Genomic DNA, 13,961 nt, shown 5'->3' on the forward strand with positions numbered 1-13,961 from the left:
CGGGCGGGCGGTGAGCCGCTGCCCGTCCGTCCGCCCGTGCCTGTCGGGTGCCATCGAGGAGCGGTACGCATAGTCTCTGTGGTGTGCTGAGCATCCTTGATGATCTGGCCGGGTTCGGACCGCTGCGGATGTGCGCCCACGCGCCGTCGGCCGATGACCCCGGGGACCTGACCGGTCTGCGCGTGCTGCTCGCCGCGGACGTCCTGGCCCGCGTCGCCGAACTGCGCGGCCGGACCGTACTCATCGGGTGGACCTGCCCACCGGCGGCGTCGGCCGACGCCGTCAATATCCGCCCGGCCGACGCCCACGGCACCCCCGACGAGCTCGCCGAAGCCCTCGGCGGCCCGCCGGCGGTGCACCTCACCAGCCGTACGTACGAAGCCGTGGGCGGTCTCTCCCTGCACATCGGCGAAGCCACCGCGGGCGCGGACCAAGGCGCGGACCAGGACGCGGAAAGCGAGTCGCGCCGGGAGCCGGAGACGGAGCGGGACGCGGGCCGGGACGCGCTCGCCCTGCGGCTGCTCCTGCTGGGTCACCCGCACCACGAAGCCGTCGATGTCACCGCGCAAGCCCTGGACGCGGCCGACGAGAAGCTGGCCAACTGGCGTAAAGCCGTGGCCACATGGGCCGAGGAGCCGTCCAAGGCGATGCCGGCCGACCTCGTGGACAGGGCCCGATCCGCCCTGGAGAACGGTCTGGACACCCCGGCGGTGCTGCGGCTTCTGGGCAAGCTGGAGGCGGCCGTAGACGTACCGGGCGGCGCCAAGTTCGAGACGTTCGCGTACCTCGATCGCGTGCTCGGCCTTGAGGTCGTCCGCGATGTCGGCCGCTCGCATTCCGCCGAGGTGTACCGGTGAAGAACTGTGTGCGCACAGCGCCTTGAGTAGCAGCAACGGCCCCTGAGGCACACCACCGAGAAGATCGGTTCCGTACCGGGCAGTCGCTGCACCATCGACACGGTCCGGGGGCTCTGCTGCCGCCTGGAATCGTTAAGGCGTTGACGGGTGGCGGATCATGGCAAGGTGATCCCGCCGATCTCACCGATCCCCCCGATCTCTCCGATCCCTCAGGCCTCCCTGATCCCCGAGGCCGTACGCACCATCGAGCGCCTCGTGGCCCTAGACGCCACGTCCGGCGCGACCACCGCGCTGCCCGTCGTGCGCGAGGCCATGAGACGCATCCCGGAACTCTCGGCCGACCCCGGGACCCTCCGCGCCCAGGGCAGTGACCGGCTCGCAGTCCTCGCCGAACTGTGCGAAGTCATCGGCTGGATCCTCTTCGACGCGGGCCTCCACCGCCAGGCCCACCGGATGAACGCACGCGCGCTGGCCCTGGCCGAGCTGTGCGGCGACCGCTGGACGACCCGCTTCGTCCTGTTGAACGACAGCATGCTCAAGACCCATACCGGGGCGCCGCGCACCGCTCTGGAGGCCGCGGGCCGCGTGCAGGGGAGGCGAGCGCTGCCCGCCAGGGTCGGCAGCCTCGTCCTGATCCGCCAGGCCCACGCGATCGCCGTGCTGGGCGGCCACCGGGAGGCCCTGGAGCTGATGGCCCGCGCCCACAGCCGGTTCCTGGACGGCATCTCGCGCCATGACCCGCCCTGGGCCTGGTGGATCGACCGGACCGAGCTCGTCGGCCACCAGGGCTGGGTCCAGGCCCGGCTGCGCCGGTGGGACCGGGCCATCCCCCTCCTGCACGAGGCGGCCACCGCGCCCGGCCCCGCCTACCGCGACCTGTTCACCGCCCAGCTCCTGGCGTCCCTGGCCCGCGCCGGAGCCTGGAGAGAGTCACAGGACCTCATCGCCGAGCTGGCTCCCCGCGCCGCCCGCATCGGGTCCGTACGCACGACCCGGACGCTCGGAGGCACGGCGGCCCACCTGCTCGGCGCGCCCGGCACCCCACCGCCGCTGCGGGAAGCGGCAGCGTTCCTCCTGGAGTCCCTGCCGCCCCGGACGCCATCAGCCGGAGCCCACGTCCTGTGAGGACGCCCTGACGTCGACCACAAGCTTCCCGCGGATGCTGCCCGCTTCGAGCGCGCGGTGCGCACCGGCGATGTCGGCCAGCGGGTACACCGTGTCCACGACGGGCCGCACCGCACCGCTCTGCGTCAACCGGGTCAGTTCCGCGAAGAGTTGATGGCCGGGGTTGCCGCTGAAGAACCGCACGCGTCGTCGGCCGAACACCGTGGAGGCGACGATGTAGGAGAGCGACGCGGCCATGCGCCGGGAGTCGAAGGTGACCGACACCATGCGGCCTCCCGGCGACAGAAGTCGGCGGTACGCACCGACATCCGTGCCGACCGTGTCGAGCACGACGTCGAAGGGACCGAGGTCGGCCGCCCCCGTGGTCGCGTAGTCGAAGGCCTCATCGGCCCCGAGATCCCGTACGAAGTCGAGGTTCCTCGCCCCGGCGAGCGCCGTGACATGCGCGCCGTACGCCCGACCGAGCTGCACGGCCACGCTGCCCACGCCGCCGCTCCCGCCCCGCACGAGGAGCCGCTCACCTGCCGCGAGCCGTGCCTTGTCCCGCAGCGCCGTGATCACCGTGGTGCCGACACCGGGCAGGGCCGCGGCCTGCACCAGATCAAGACCCGCCGGTGCGAGGGCCAGCTGCCGGGGGCGCACGACCACGAACTCCGCCGCGCTGCCGAAGCCCTGGGAACGCGCCATGGCCCCCCACACCCGGTCGCCCGTCGAGAGGCCGGGCATGGGCGAGCCGAGGGCCGCCACCTCACCGGCGAAGTCGACCCCCGTGCGCTTGGGCCAGCCACGCCCGGCCAGCCCCGTCACCAGCCGTACCTTCCCTGCCCGGCCGATCAGCTCGCCGCCGTTCACGCTGGCGGCGTGCACGCGCACCAAGACCTCGCCCGGCCCGGGGACGGGCTTGGGCAACGCACCTTCGTAGAGGACTTCCGGAGAGCCGTACCCGTCGTACAGAGCCGCGCGCATGTCACTCATCGTTCTCATATCCCTGTCTGTGGCTGCCGGATGTCACTGACAGCGACGCTAACGCGCTAAACGGAGAGGGGCGTCCACTTGAGCTAATGTGAGAAGCATGCCTGCTGATTCCTCTCGGATGCGGTCGACGGCGGAGCTCGCACCGGCCGCGCGTGCCGGGCTGCGCGCCGACGCGCTCCACAACCGCGGGCGCATCCTCGAAGCCGCCCGTGATCTGTTCGCCGCGCGTGGCCTGGACGTGCCGATGGCCGCCATCGCCCGCCGGGCCGACGTCGGCGTGGCCACGCTCTACCGCCGTTTTCCGACGAGGGACTCCCTGGTCACGGAGGTCTTCGAGGACCAGCTCGCCGCCTGCGGGGCGGCCGTCGACGACGCCCTCGCCGACCCCGACCCATGGCGGGGATTTCGCACCGTCATCGAGAAGGTGTGCGCCATGCACGTGGTGGACCGCGGATTCACTGCGGCGTTCCTGACGGCGTTCCCGGACGCGGTCGCTTTCGAGCGCGAACGCGAGTGTGCCGAGCGGGGTTTCGCGCAGCTGGTGCGCCGCGCGAAGGAGGCGGGCCGGCTGCGTGCCGATTTCGCCCCGTCGGACCTCCCGCTCCTCCTCATGGCCAACAGCGGCATCACGGCGGATTCCACCGAGGCGGCACTGGCCGCGTCCCGGCGATTCGTCGCCTACCTCCTGGACTCCTTCCGCGCCGACCGCGCCGCTCCGCCGGAGCCCCTGCCCGAGCCGGTTCCTCTGGGCTTCCACCACCTGGGGGCGACATTCAGCCCTCCGCCGCAGCCGCCCCGCGGCGTATTGCGCCCGGCCCCCGGCCGTACTTAAGTCAAAGTACCCTCGGCGGCCGCGAGTCGACGCCTCGCCCGCGGAGGCTCCGCCGCCCCGGACCCCGGCGATGGACTCACCTGTGACGTGAACCCTGCCCGCCGAGCGGGCATCCCGCTGGGGAGCCGGGACATGGACCTACGCGAACGCAGTGTGCTGACCGATCAGGAGTGCCGTGAGCTGCTGGCCCGTACGCAGGCCGCACGATTGTCCTTCGTCCACCGCGGGCTTCCGCACATCGAACTGGTCGGCCTGATCGACCTCGACGGCGACCCGGTGGCCCTGCTGGCCGACGACAGCGACATCGCCCGCGCCCTCTCGGCCGTCATCTCACCGCGCAGACTCATCGCCGTGCAGATCGACGACCTGACCGAGGCGGAGGCCGGGCGCTGGGTGCGCTCCGTCACCGTCGTGGCCCGGCCCCGCTGGATCGTCGGCGTCGACGGACTGCGCGCGTGCCGTCACACCGCCGCGGTCCGCGGCCTGCACGCGGCCCCGGACGCCTGGTTCCTGGCCCTGACCCACCCCACGCTCGCCGGCCGGCGCACCGCACTGCGCGCCGGACACCCCCGGCTCGCGGCGGCGCAGGCCCCCAAGAACGCCGTAGCGAGGTGATCAGATCCGCGGAGCCCTGCTCGCCGACCGGCCCCGGCCCGCGACCGGCACGTCGAGAGGGCGGGCCAGACCCACCACTCCCTCGTCGAGGCGCTGCAGATGGCGCAGGACCCGGTAGGTCACCGTTCCCGAGCGGGGAGCGCCGGAGCCCTCGGCCTCCAGCATCGAGGCGATGCTCGCACCCGACTCGACCTCACCGGTGGCCTTGTCGTCGTCCACGTACGCGGCGATGACCTCGATGTTGCGGGCGATGCGCAGACCGGCCCGCTCCAGCCGCGGATCGGCCGCGACGTTCTTGCTGTAGGGCACGAGCTCGGCCGTCGCCGCCAGGGAACGGGCGTGATAGGCGCAGGTCTCCAGGAGCGCCACCAGATAGCGGGCCGTCCTGCGGCGGCCCCGCAGCGGGGTGATGGGGTGTGTCAACGGCTGGATCGAGGCCCGTAGGTCGTCGAGCGCGGTGTCCAAGTCCCGCGCCTTGTCCAGGAGATCGGCCGCCGGACCACCACTGAGCTGCTCGACCGACGCCGAGATGACGTCGGCGAGCCGGGTCAGGACCGTGTTCAACAGCTCGTCGGTGCGATGGTCGGTACGCACCGGCAGCACCAGGACCGCCGCGATGATCCCGCAGGCGGCCCCGAGCGCCGTCTCCTCGATGCGCAGCCAGAGCACGGAGAGGCTGTAGGTGTTCAGGAGCGTGTAGAGCAGGCCCAGCATCGCCGTGACGAAGAAGGACATGAGCGCGTACGACAGGGGAGCGGTGAAGAACATCGCGAAGATGAAGACCAGGACGAGCGCGAACGCGACCCAGGTGTGATTGCCGACAAGACCCGCGAGCGCCACACCGGCGACCACCCCGAGCACCGTGCCGAGCAGCCGTCGATAGCCCTTGACCAGGATCTCGCCCGTGGACGCGGTGTTGAGGAACACCACCCAGCAGGTGAGTACCGCCCAGTACCAGCGCTGGGTGGAGAGGAACTCGCCGCCGATGATGGCCAGGGTCGAGCCCACCGAGACCTGGAAGGCGGCTCTGGTGGTGGGGCGCCGCAGGCCGGTGCGGTCGTCCTCGTCGGGTTCGGCGGCCTCCTCGGCGCCGGCGATCGAGATGTCCTCGGCGTCGAACTCCTCACGGGAGCGCGTGGTCGCCGGTGAGTCGTCGGACTCGTCCTGGGGACCGTCGAGCGCGAGCCGCAGACCGAGGATGGCTCGGGCGGCCTCACCGATGCCGCGGAAGACGTCCTGGACGGCCAGTGAGGCCCGCGGCAGATTGTCCTCGTCGCGGTAGCCGAGCAGCCTGTTGCGTACGTGGGCCAGGCCCGTGCCCCGGTCGTCGGCGACGGGGCGGCCGACCAGCAGGTGCAGCGCGTTCAGATCGCGGCGCAGGGTGAGCGTCGCGTCGTCCTCGGCGCGGATGCGCGTGCCCGTCGCCGGGACGGGCGCGTGCGGCAGATGCAGGGTGAGGGTGTCCGCGCGTTCGGCGCTGCGCGCGTTCAGGAGCAGTACGCCAAGACGCTCGGCGGCGATCTCCGCGTCCGCCACACGGCGTTGGACCAGCGTCGCCGTGGCCGCGTCGGGGGTGCCCTCCGCGAGGCGGCCCTGGATCATCAGGGCGGTCTCGTGCAGCCGCGCGGTGCCCCGCCGCAGCTCGCCGAGGACCTTCTCCAACTGCTCGGGCGAGGCGTCCAGGAGCTCGATCTGCGTGGCCACCAGCTGCGCGAGCCGCGCCCTGAAGGCGACGCGCAGCCGCCCCAGATCACGCCCGGGAGTCTCCGGCACGACGGCGAACCGCACGACGGCACTGCACACGAAGGCCACCGCCAGCGCCAGGTACAGGCTGGGCAGCGCGGGCGTGGTGGCGCCCACGAACAGCGAGACGAAGTAGACCTGAAAGCCGATCAGGCCAAGGGCCGTGCCCCGGTCGCCGAACCGGCGGCTGTAGACGGCGCCGAAGATCAGCGCGACGAAGAAGATGTCACCCGCGACGACCTGGTCGTGCAGCAGCGCACCCAGGGAGATCGCCGTCATCGCGACGGGCAGGCCGAGACCGAGCGTGATCGCCTGGCCGCGCACCTCCTTCTCCTTGATGGCGAAGGTGGAGACCATCGCGGTCATCGCGCCCGCGACCATGTGCGTGACATCCGTGCCGAGCAGCGCGAGGACGACGAGAGTGAGCGCGATCGCGCCGACCGTCCGCAGCCCCGCCATCAACCGCAGAAGCCCGGGATCCGACGCCACAAAGCGGTCCCATGTGCCGGTCCTGGTCCGCCGTGTCACTGCGCTCACACCCTCATCGCCGCTGTTCAAGGCGAGATTCTGTCATGGCGGGTGCAACCGGGGCTTGAGGGTTCACAGCGTGATACGCCCAGGGCGCCGACCTGAAGTGGGCCCAAGTCTCCGGGGCGAGTTCAACGAAACACTTGAATTCATGAATCCAGCGGACAACCACATGACTCAGGCGGACGGCGAATCGACCGGGGCAGGGCCACGCGCCGACGCCCCGCAGTCCCACGACACGGCGCCGGGCCCCGCCGCCGACTCCGCCCGGCGGCGCTGGTGGACGCTCCTCGCGGTGAGCGCCGCCCAGCTCCTCGTGGTCCTGGACGGGACCATCGTGAACATCGCGCTGCCCTCCGCGCAGAGCGCGCTGGGCATGTCCGACGCGAGCCGGCAGTGGGCCGTCACCGCGTACGCGCTGGCCTTCGGCGGGCTGCTGCTGATCGGCGGCCGGGTCAGCGGCGCGCTCGGCCACCGGCGTACGTTCCTCATCGGCCTGACCGGCTTCGCCGCCGCCTCCGCACTCGGCGGGGCCGCCGTGAGCCCCGAGATGCTCTTCGGGGCGCGGGCCCTGCAAGGGGCGTTCGCCGCGTTGCTCGCGCCCGCGGGCCTCTCCTTGCTGACGATCACCTTCACCGGGCCGGGCGAACGCGGCCGGGCCTTCGGCGTGTTCGCCGCCGTCGGCGCCGCGGGATCGGCGGTCGGCCTGGTCGCAGGGGGACTCCTGACCGAGTACGCCGGCTGGCGCTGGTGCCTCTACGTCAACGTCCCCGTGGCCCTGCTCGCCGTGCTCGGCGCGACGTTCGTGCCGCGGGACCGGCCGGTCCGGGGCGAGGGGCGCCTCGATGTCGCGGGCGCCCTGCTCAGCGCCACGGGGTTCGCCGCGATCGTGTACGCGTTCAACGAGGCCCAGCCGCTCGGTTGGGGGTCGGCGAAGGTCCTCGCCCTGCTCGCGGGCGGTGTCCTGCTGCTCGCCGCGTTCGCCGCCGTCGAGGCCCGGGCACCGCGACCGCTGCTTCCGATGCGTGTGCTCGTGCGGCGCGCCCGCGCCGGTGCGTTCGCCTCGATCACCCTGCTGTTCGTCGCGATGTTCGGCTTCTACCTGTTCATGAGCTACTACACGCAGACGGCCCTGGGCTACTCGCCCGTCGAGGCGGGCCTGACGCTGATCATCAACGCCGGGGCGGCCCTGGTCGGCGCGACACTGGTCGCCGGGAGGCTCCACGGGCGGGTCGCCCCCGCCGCCCTGATCGTGCCGGGGCTGCTCGCCGCGGCGGCGGGCATGTTCCTCCTGACCCGTCTGACCTCGCAGAGCACGGATGTCTTCGCGCTGTACCTGGTGCCGGCGCTGATCCTGACCGGCCTCGGGCTCGGCTGCGTCCTGCCGCCCACCGCGAGCCTGGCCACCGCGGGCGTGGCGCCCCACGACGTCGGAGCCGCGGCGGCGGCGTACAACGCCTCCCAGCAGTTGGGGGCGGCGCTCGGCACGGCCCTGCTCAACACGGTCGCGGCAAGTGCCGCCGCGTCGTACGCGGCGTCCACCGCGGGCGCCGCCACCACGGCGGCATCCGTGCACGGCTACACCACGGCCCTGACGGTCGCCTTCGTCATCCTGCTCGCCGCGGCAGGGATCAGCGGGGTGCTCCTGCGCGCATCCCGTCCATGACCAGGTCGAGGAGGCGTGCGGAGCGTGTCTGCCAGTCGCCGTGCGGATCGATCTGCCACAGGCCGGCGATGGCGAGCAGGAAGTCGTCGGGGGTGAGGCCGGGGCGGATGGTGCCGGCTTCCTCGTTGGCCTTCAGGAGGAGCTCGACGGCCGAGCTTACGGGGCCGTGACCCACTCCGGCCAGCGTGCCGCTCGTACTGGTGGCCTTGCGCATCGCGTCGGCCAGGCCCGCCTTGGCCATGGCGTACTGCGCGAGGCGGCTCATCCACTCCCGCAGGGCCTGGTCGGGGGCGCGGGTCTGGAGGAGCTGGCAGGCGGTGTCGGCGACCTGCTGGACCTCGTAGCGGTAGACCTCCAGGACGAGGGCCTCGCGGTTGGGGAAGTTGCGGTAGAACGTCCCCTGCCCGACGCACGCCTTCTTGGCGATCGCGCTCAACGGAGCGTCCGCCGAGCGCGTCAACTCGACCAGCGCCACTTCCAGAATGCGCTCGCGATTCCGTTGCGCGTCCGAGCGCAACTGTGGGTCCTTCTTCTGGTGCACTCGCCCTCCTCCGAGAAACGCGGCCCGAACCACTCTTGCTAAGCGGACAGCTGTCCGTTAAATTCTGAAGCTAACGGACAGCTGTCCGCTTAGGGTCACCATACCGGCAGAGTCACCCTGGGCCGACCCCTCACACGCAGTGCCATCTCCTCCCGGACCCCTCGGGATCGCCGTGCACGACGCTCCCGCTCCTTAGTGACAGAAGCTGACAGAAGTGAAAGAAGGCTGATCGTGGCCCTATCGACGTCCAGCGCCATCACGCTGAACATCAACGGCGAAAAGCACACGCTGCCCGTCGACCACCGCACGACCCTGCTCGACGCCCTGCGCGAGCGCCTCGATCTGACCGGCACCAAGAAGGGCTGCGACCAAGGGCAGTGCGGTGCCTGCACCGTGCTGATCGACGGGCGCCGGGCGGTCTCCTGCCTGCAGCTCGCCGTCGCTTCCGAGGGGCGCGAGATCACCACCATCGAAGGCGTGGCGGACGGGGAGCGGCTGCACGCGGTGCAGCAGGCCTTCCTCGACCTCGACGGCTACCAGTGCGGGTACTGCACACCCGGCCAGATCTGTTCGGCCATCGCGGTGATCGAGGAGCACGCGGCGGGCTGGCCCAGCGCCGCGACCACCGACGTACGGCCCGAAGCCGGCGTTCCGGAACTGAGCGCCGACGAGATCCGGGAGCGCATGAGCGGCAACCTGTGCCGCTGCGGCGCGTATGTGTCGATCGTCCAGGCGGTCGCGCAGGCGGCAGCCGCCGAGACCAAGGGTACGGAGGCCGTGGCATGAGGGAATTCGGCTATCGGCGGGCGTCCGACGTCCCCGGCACACTCGCGCTGCTCGGCACCGACCCCGACGCCCGCGTCCTGGGCGGCGGCACGAACCTCGTCGACCTGATGAAGAGCGGCGTGGAGCGGCCCGGACTGCTCATCGACGTACGCGAGTTGCCCCTCGACCGGATCGAGGCCACCGACGGCGGCGGTCTGCGGATCGGCGCGACCGTCACCAACAGCGACCTGGCGGCCCACCCCGAAGTGCGGCGCCGGTACCCGGCATTGGCGGAGGCCGTCCTGGCCGGCGCCTCGGGCCAGCTGAGAAACATGGCCACCGTCGGCGGGAACCTGCTCCAGCGCACCCGCTGCGGCTACTTCGCCGACCTGTCCAAACCCTGCAACAAACGCGAGCCCGGCAGCGGTTGTCCCGCTGTCGGGGGTGAGCACCACAACCACGCCATCCTCGGCGCCACCGAGCACTGCGTGGCCGTCCACCCCTCCGACATGGGGGTGGCGCTCGCTGCCTTCGACGCCGTGATCTCGTACGAAACGGCCGAGGGCACCGGCGAGTTGCCGCTCGCCGACTTCTATCTCTCCGTGGGCAGTACCCCGCACCTGGAGACCGCGCTGCCCTCCGGCGCGCTCATCACCGGCGTCACCCTGCCGCCCGCCCCGGTCGCGGCCCGCTCCCGCTACCGCAAGGTGCGCGAGCGCGCGTCGTACGCCTTCGCGATCGGCTCGATCGCCGCCGCGCTCGAAGTCCAGGACGGCGTCGTACGCGAAGTGCGCCTGGCCTTCGGCGCGGTGGCGTCCCGGCCGTGGCGCGCACGGGAGGCCGAGCGGGCCCTGACCGGGGGCCCGGCGACGGCCGAGGCCTTCGCCGCCGCCGCGGACGCCGAACTGGCCGCCGCCCAGGCACTGCCCGACAACGGCTACAAGGTGACGCTGATGCGCAACCTCGTCGTCGCCCTGCTGACCGAGCTCACCGAGGAGGCTGCCCGATGACGACGGCGACCACGTCCACCGCGGCGACGAACGTCGTCGGCGCTTCGTTCACGCGTGTGGAGGGCCGGGACAAGGTCACCGGCGCGGCCCGGTACGCGGGGGAGATCCCCTTCGCCGAGCTCGCCCACGGCTGGCTCGTCCTTTCCACGATCGCCCGCGGCAGGATCCTGTCCGTGGAGTCGGACGCCGTTCGCACGATGCCCGGCGTGCTGAGCGTCCTGCACCACGGCAACGCGCCGCGCGTCGACGGGGACTACGTCAGCGTCCTCGGCGTGCCCGACCCCATCGTCGAGGTCTTCCAGCACGACCGGGTGCCCTTCGTCGGCTGGCCGGTCGCGCTGGTCGTCGCCGAGACCTCCGAGCAGGCGCGCGAGGCCGCCGAGGCGTTGGTGGTGCGGTACGAGGAGGAGGCGCACGACGTCGCGTTCTCCGCCGGGCACCCCGGCACGTACACGCCCGACGGCGACGGCATGCTGGTGGAGAAGGGCGACCTGGAGGCCGAACTCGCCGCGTCCGCACACGTCGTGGACGCGGAGTACACCACGCCGGAAGAGCACCACGGCTCGATGGAACCGCATGCGGCGATGGCGCGCTGGGACAACGGACGCCTCGAAGTCGTCGACTCCAACCAGGGCAGCACCTGGGTCGCGGACGAGCTGGCGAAACTGTTCTCGCTCGACCCGGCCTCGGTGCGGGTGCGGTCCGAACACGTCGGCGGTGCCTTCGGGTCCAAGGGCCTGCGCGTCCACCAGATCCTCGCCGTGATGGCGGCGACGCTGCTCGACCGCCCCGTCAGGGTCGTCCTCAGCCGCCGCCAGCTGTTCTCGCTCACCGGCTACCGCAGCCCCACCGCCCAGCGGGTGCGGCTCGGCGCCGACGCCGACGGACGGCTGCGCGCCGTCGACCACCAGTCGCACAGCCTGACCTCGACCGTCCACGAGTTCGTCGAGGCGAGCGCCGGGTTCGGACGCCCCATGTACGCCTCCGACGCCCATCGCAGCGTCAACCGCGTGGTGCGCCTGGACGTGCCGACGCCGACCTACGTGCGCGCGCCCGGCGAGGCTCCGGGGTCCTTCGCCCTGGAGTCCGCGCTCGACGAACTCGCCGAGCGGTGCGGTGTCGACCCGATCGCGCTGCGCGCCCGCAACGAACCGGACGTGGGCCCCGTCTCCGGGCTGCCGTTCGCGAGCCGCAACATCCTGTCCGCCTTCCAGGAGGGTGCCCGCAGGTTCGGCTGGGCGGACCGTGACCCGCGTCCCGGGCTGCGGCGCGAGGGGCGCTGGCTGCTCGGCACCGGCACGGCCGCTGCCACCTTCCCCGTGATCGTCGCGCCGTCCACGGCGGCCGTCACGGCGGAGGCCGACGGCACCTTCACGGTGCGGATCACCGCGGCGGACGTCGGGACGGGCGCGCGGACCGCGCTGACCCTGATCGCTGCGGACGCCCTCGAAGTGCCCCAGGATCGCGTCCATGTGCGCATCGGCGACAGCGACTTCGGCGCAGCGGCGATCTCCGGCGGCTCGATGGGCACCCGCTCCTGGGGCTGGGCTGTCACGGCCGCCGTGCGGGAGCTGCGGGAGCAACTGGCCCTGGGCGGCGACATTCCGCCGCAGGGGATCACGGTGCGCTCCGACACCAAGGCGGCCATCGGCGCCCTCCCGGAGAGGGAGCGGCACTCGTACGGCGCGCAGTTCGCCGAGGTCGCCGTCGACGTCACCACCGGTGAGGTGCGCGTACGGCGCATGCTCGGCATGTTCGCCGCGGGCCGCATCATCAACCCGCTGACCGCACGGAGCCAGTTCGTCGGCGGGATGATCTGGGGCCTTTCCATGGCCCTGCACGAGGAGGCCCACCGGGACCAGGCGACGGGCGGCCACGTCGGCGCCGACTTCGCGGGCTACCACTTCGCCGCCAACGCCGATGTGCCGGTCATCGAGGCGGACTGGGTGGAGGACACGGACGCGGACGACCCGATCGGCATCAAGGGCATCGGCGAGATCGGCATCGTGGGCGCCGCGGCGGCGATCGCCAACGCGGTCTGGCACGCCACCGGCGTACGCCACCGGCACCTGCCGATCCGGCCCGACCGCATCCTCGACGCGGGAGGAGCCAGGGGTGCTTGACATCGCCGATGAGCTGAACCGCTGGGCCGAGGAGGGCCGGGAGTTCGCCGTCGCCACCGTGGTGACGGTGGGCGGCAGCGCGCCGCGCGCGCCCGGCGCCGCCCTCGCCGTGGACAGCGAGGGCACGGCCATCGGTTCGGTCTCCGGCGGCTGCGTGGAAGGGGCGGTGTACGACCTGTGCGTCCAGGCGCTCCAGGACGGCACGGCCGTGCGCGAGCGGTTCGGATACAGCGACGAGGACGCCTTCGCGGTCGGCCTGACCTGCGGCGGCGTCATCGAGGTCCTGGTCACGCCGCTCGGCGCGGACGCACCGGACCGGCAGGTCTTCGCGGCGGCGCTCATCGCCGCCGCCGGAGGGCGGGCGGCGGCGATCGCCCGCGTGGCCCGGGGCCCGGCCGAACTCCTGGGCAAGGTCGTGCTCGTCCACCCCGACGGGTCGTACGAAGGGGGCCTTGACGGTCACCCGGACCTCGACCGGACGGTGGTGGGGGAGACCCGGGCGATGCTGGACGCGGGCCGCACCGGCGAGTTCGAGGTCTCGGAGAGCGGCTCGCGCTGCGGGGCGCCCCTGACCCTGTTCGTCGAGTCGAGCGTGCCACCGCCCCGCATGATCGTCTTCGGTGCGATCGACTTCGCTGCGGCCCTGGTGCGCACGGGCAAGTTCCTCGGTTACCACGTGACCGTGTGCGACGCCCGTCCCGTCTTCGCCACGCGGACCCGCTTCCCCGAGGCCGACGACATCGTGGTCGACTGGCCGCACCGCTACCTCCGGGACACCGGGACCGACGCCCGCACGGTCTTGTGCGTACTCACCCATGACGCCAAGTTCGACATCCCCCTGCTGGAGGTGGCCCTGCGGCTTCCCGTCGCGTTCGTCGGGGCGATGGGCTCGCGCCGCACCCACGAGGACCGCAACCGGCGCCTGCGTGAAGTCGGCGTAACGGAGGGGGAGTTGGGCCGTCTGCACTCCCCGATCGGGCTCGACCTCGGGGCCCGCACGCCGGAGGAGACCGCCCTGTCCATCGCGGCCGAGATCGTCGCGGCGCGCAGGGGCGGGTCGGGTGTTCCGCTGACCGGCTCCGGGACGTCGATCCACCACGAAACCGCGGGGGCGGACGGCTCCCACGCGGCCGCCTGACATGACCGGGCGCTGGGCGGCCGTGGTGCTCGTGCACCACGGC

12 protein-coding genes are annotated in these 13,961 nt (G+C 72.3%); 9 read left to right on the top strand and 3 right to left on the bottom strand.

Annotation, left to right across the window (positions count from 1 at the left end):
- Nucleotides 1-83 precede the first annotated feature (83 nt).
- Nucleotides 84-857, top strand: a complete 774-nt coding sequence (locus ACFUPX_RS12270) for a hypothetical protein (protein ID WP_383320022.1) — start codon at nucleotides 84-86, stop codon at nucleotides 855-857.
- A gap of 165 nt (nucleotides 858-1,022) precedes the next feature.
- Nucleotides 1,023-1,982 carry a DNA-binding protein gene (locus ACFUPX_RS12275; protein ID WP_383320024.1) on the top strand — a complete coding sequence of 320 codons (960 nt, stop codon included), beginning with the start codon at nucleotides 1,023-1,025 and terminating at the stop codon, nucleotides 1,980-1,982.
- On the opposite strand, the gene ACFUPX_RS12280 is transcribed toward ACFUPX_RS12275, so the two are convergent.
- A complete protein-coding gene (locus tag ACFUPX_RS12280; protein ID WP_383320052.1) occupies nucleotides 1,959-2,948 on the bottom strand; it encodes an NAD(P)-dependent alcohol dehydrogenase in 990 nt (329 codons plus the stop codon). The two genes, ACFUPX_RS12275 and ACFUPX_RS12280, sit on opposite strands and share 24 nt — an antisense overlap.
- A gap of 106 nt (nucleotides 2,949-3,054) precedes the next feature.
- Between ACFUPX_RS12280 and ACFUPX_RS12285 the strand changes: the two genes are divergently transcribed.
- Together ACFUPX_RS12285 and ACFUPX_RS12290 are read left to right on the top strand one after the other, a co-directional pair.
- The gene (locus ACFUPX_RS12285; protein WP_383320026.1) at nucleotides 3,055-3,789 is read left to right on the top strand and encodes a TetR/AcrR family transcriptional regulator; all 735 of its coding nucleotides are present in this window, start codon (nucleotides 3,055-3,057) and stop codon (nucleotides 3,787-3,789) included.
- Between the two features lie 132 nt (nucleotides 3,790-3,921).
- Nucleotides 3,922-4,404 (top strand): hypothetical protein, encoded by a 483-nt coding sequence (locus ACFUPX_RS12290; RefSeq protein ID WP_383320028.1) that lies wholly within the window; start codon nucleotides 3,922-3,924, stop codon nucleotides 4,402-4,404.
- Here ACFUPX_RS12290 and ACFUPX_RS12295 read toward each other — a convergent pair whose 3' ends face one another.
- Nucleotides 4,405-6,684: an FUSC family protein gene (locus ACFUPX_RS12295; protein ID WP_383320030.1), complete on the bottom strand. Its 2,280-nt coding sequence runs from the start codon at nucleotides 6,682-6,684 to the stop codon at nucleotides 4,405-4,407. It abuts the gene before it with no gap.
- A 142-nt stretch (nucleotides 6,685-6,826) separates the two neighbouring features.
- Between ACFUPX_RS12295 and ACFUPX_RS12300 the strand changes: the two genes are divergently transcribed.
- Nucleotides 6,827-8,341: an MFS transporter gene (locus ACFUPX_RS12300; protein WP_383320032.1), complete on the top strand. Its 1,515-nt coding sequence runs from the start codon at nucleotides 6,827-6,829 to the stop codon at nucleotides 8,339-8,341.
- On the opposite strand, the gene ACFUPX_RS12305 is transcribed toward ACFUPX_RS12300, so the two are convergent.
- Nucleotides 8,307-8,882 carry a TetR/AcrR family transcriptional regulator gene (locus ACFUPX_RS12305; protein ID WP_383320034.1) on the bottom strand — a complete coding sequence of 192 codons (576 nt, stop codon included), beginning with the start codon at nucleotides 8,880-8,882 and terminating at the stop codon, nucleotides 8,307-8,309. The genes ACFUPX_RS12300 and ACFUPX_RS12305 overlap by 35 nt on opposite strands.
- A 231-nt stretch (nucleotides 8,883-9,113) precedes the next feature.
- Between ACFUPX_RS12305 and ACFUPX_RS12310 the strand changes: the two genes are divergently transcribed.
- From ACFUPX_RS12310 to ACFUPX_RS12325, 4 genes are read left to right on the top strand one after another with little or no spacing between them, the layout of a single operon-like run.
- The gene (locus tag ACFUPX_RS12310) at nucleotides 9,114-9,668 is read left to right on the top strand and encodes a (2Fe-2S)-binding protein (RefSeq protein WP_383320036.1); all 555 of its coding nucleotides are present in this window, start codon (nucleotides 9,114-9,116) and stop codon (nucleotides 9,666-9,668) included.
- A complete protein-coding gene (locus ACFUPX_RS12315) occupies nucleotides 9,665-10,657 on the top strand; it encodes an FAD binding domain-containing protein (protein ID WP_383320038.1) in 993 nt (330 codons plus the stop codon). Before ACFUPX_RS12310 ends, ACFUPX_RS12315 begins: the two co-directional genes overlap by 4 nt.
- Nucleotides 10,654-12,780, top strand: coding sequence for a xanthine dehydrogenase family protein molybdopterin-binding subunit (locus ACFUPX_RS12320; protein ID WP_383320040.1), 2,127 nt, complete (start codon nucleotides 10,654-10,656; stop codon nucleotides 12,778-12,780). The genes ACFUPX_RS12315 and ACFUPX_RS12320 overlap by 4 nt, the downstream gene beginning before the upstream one ends.
- Nucleotides 12,773-13,918: an XdhC family protein gene (locus ACFUPX_RS12325; RefSeq protein ID WP_383320042.1), complete on the top strand. Its 1,146-nt coding sequence runs from the start codon at nucleotides 12,773-12,775 to the stop codon at nucleotides 13,916-13,918. The genes ACFUPX_RS12320 and ACFUPX_RS12325 overlap by 8 nt, the downstream gene beginning before the upstream one ends.
- Nucleotides 13,919-13,961: the final 43 nt, after the last annotated feature.

Source organism: Streptomyces sp. NPDC057302, from assembly GCF_042667685.1.
In the GTDB taxonomy this organism is placed as follows: Bacteria; Actinomycetota; Actinomycetes; order Streptomycetales; family Streptomycetaceae; genus Streptomyces.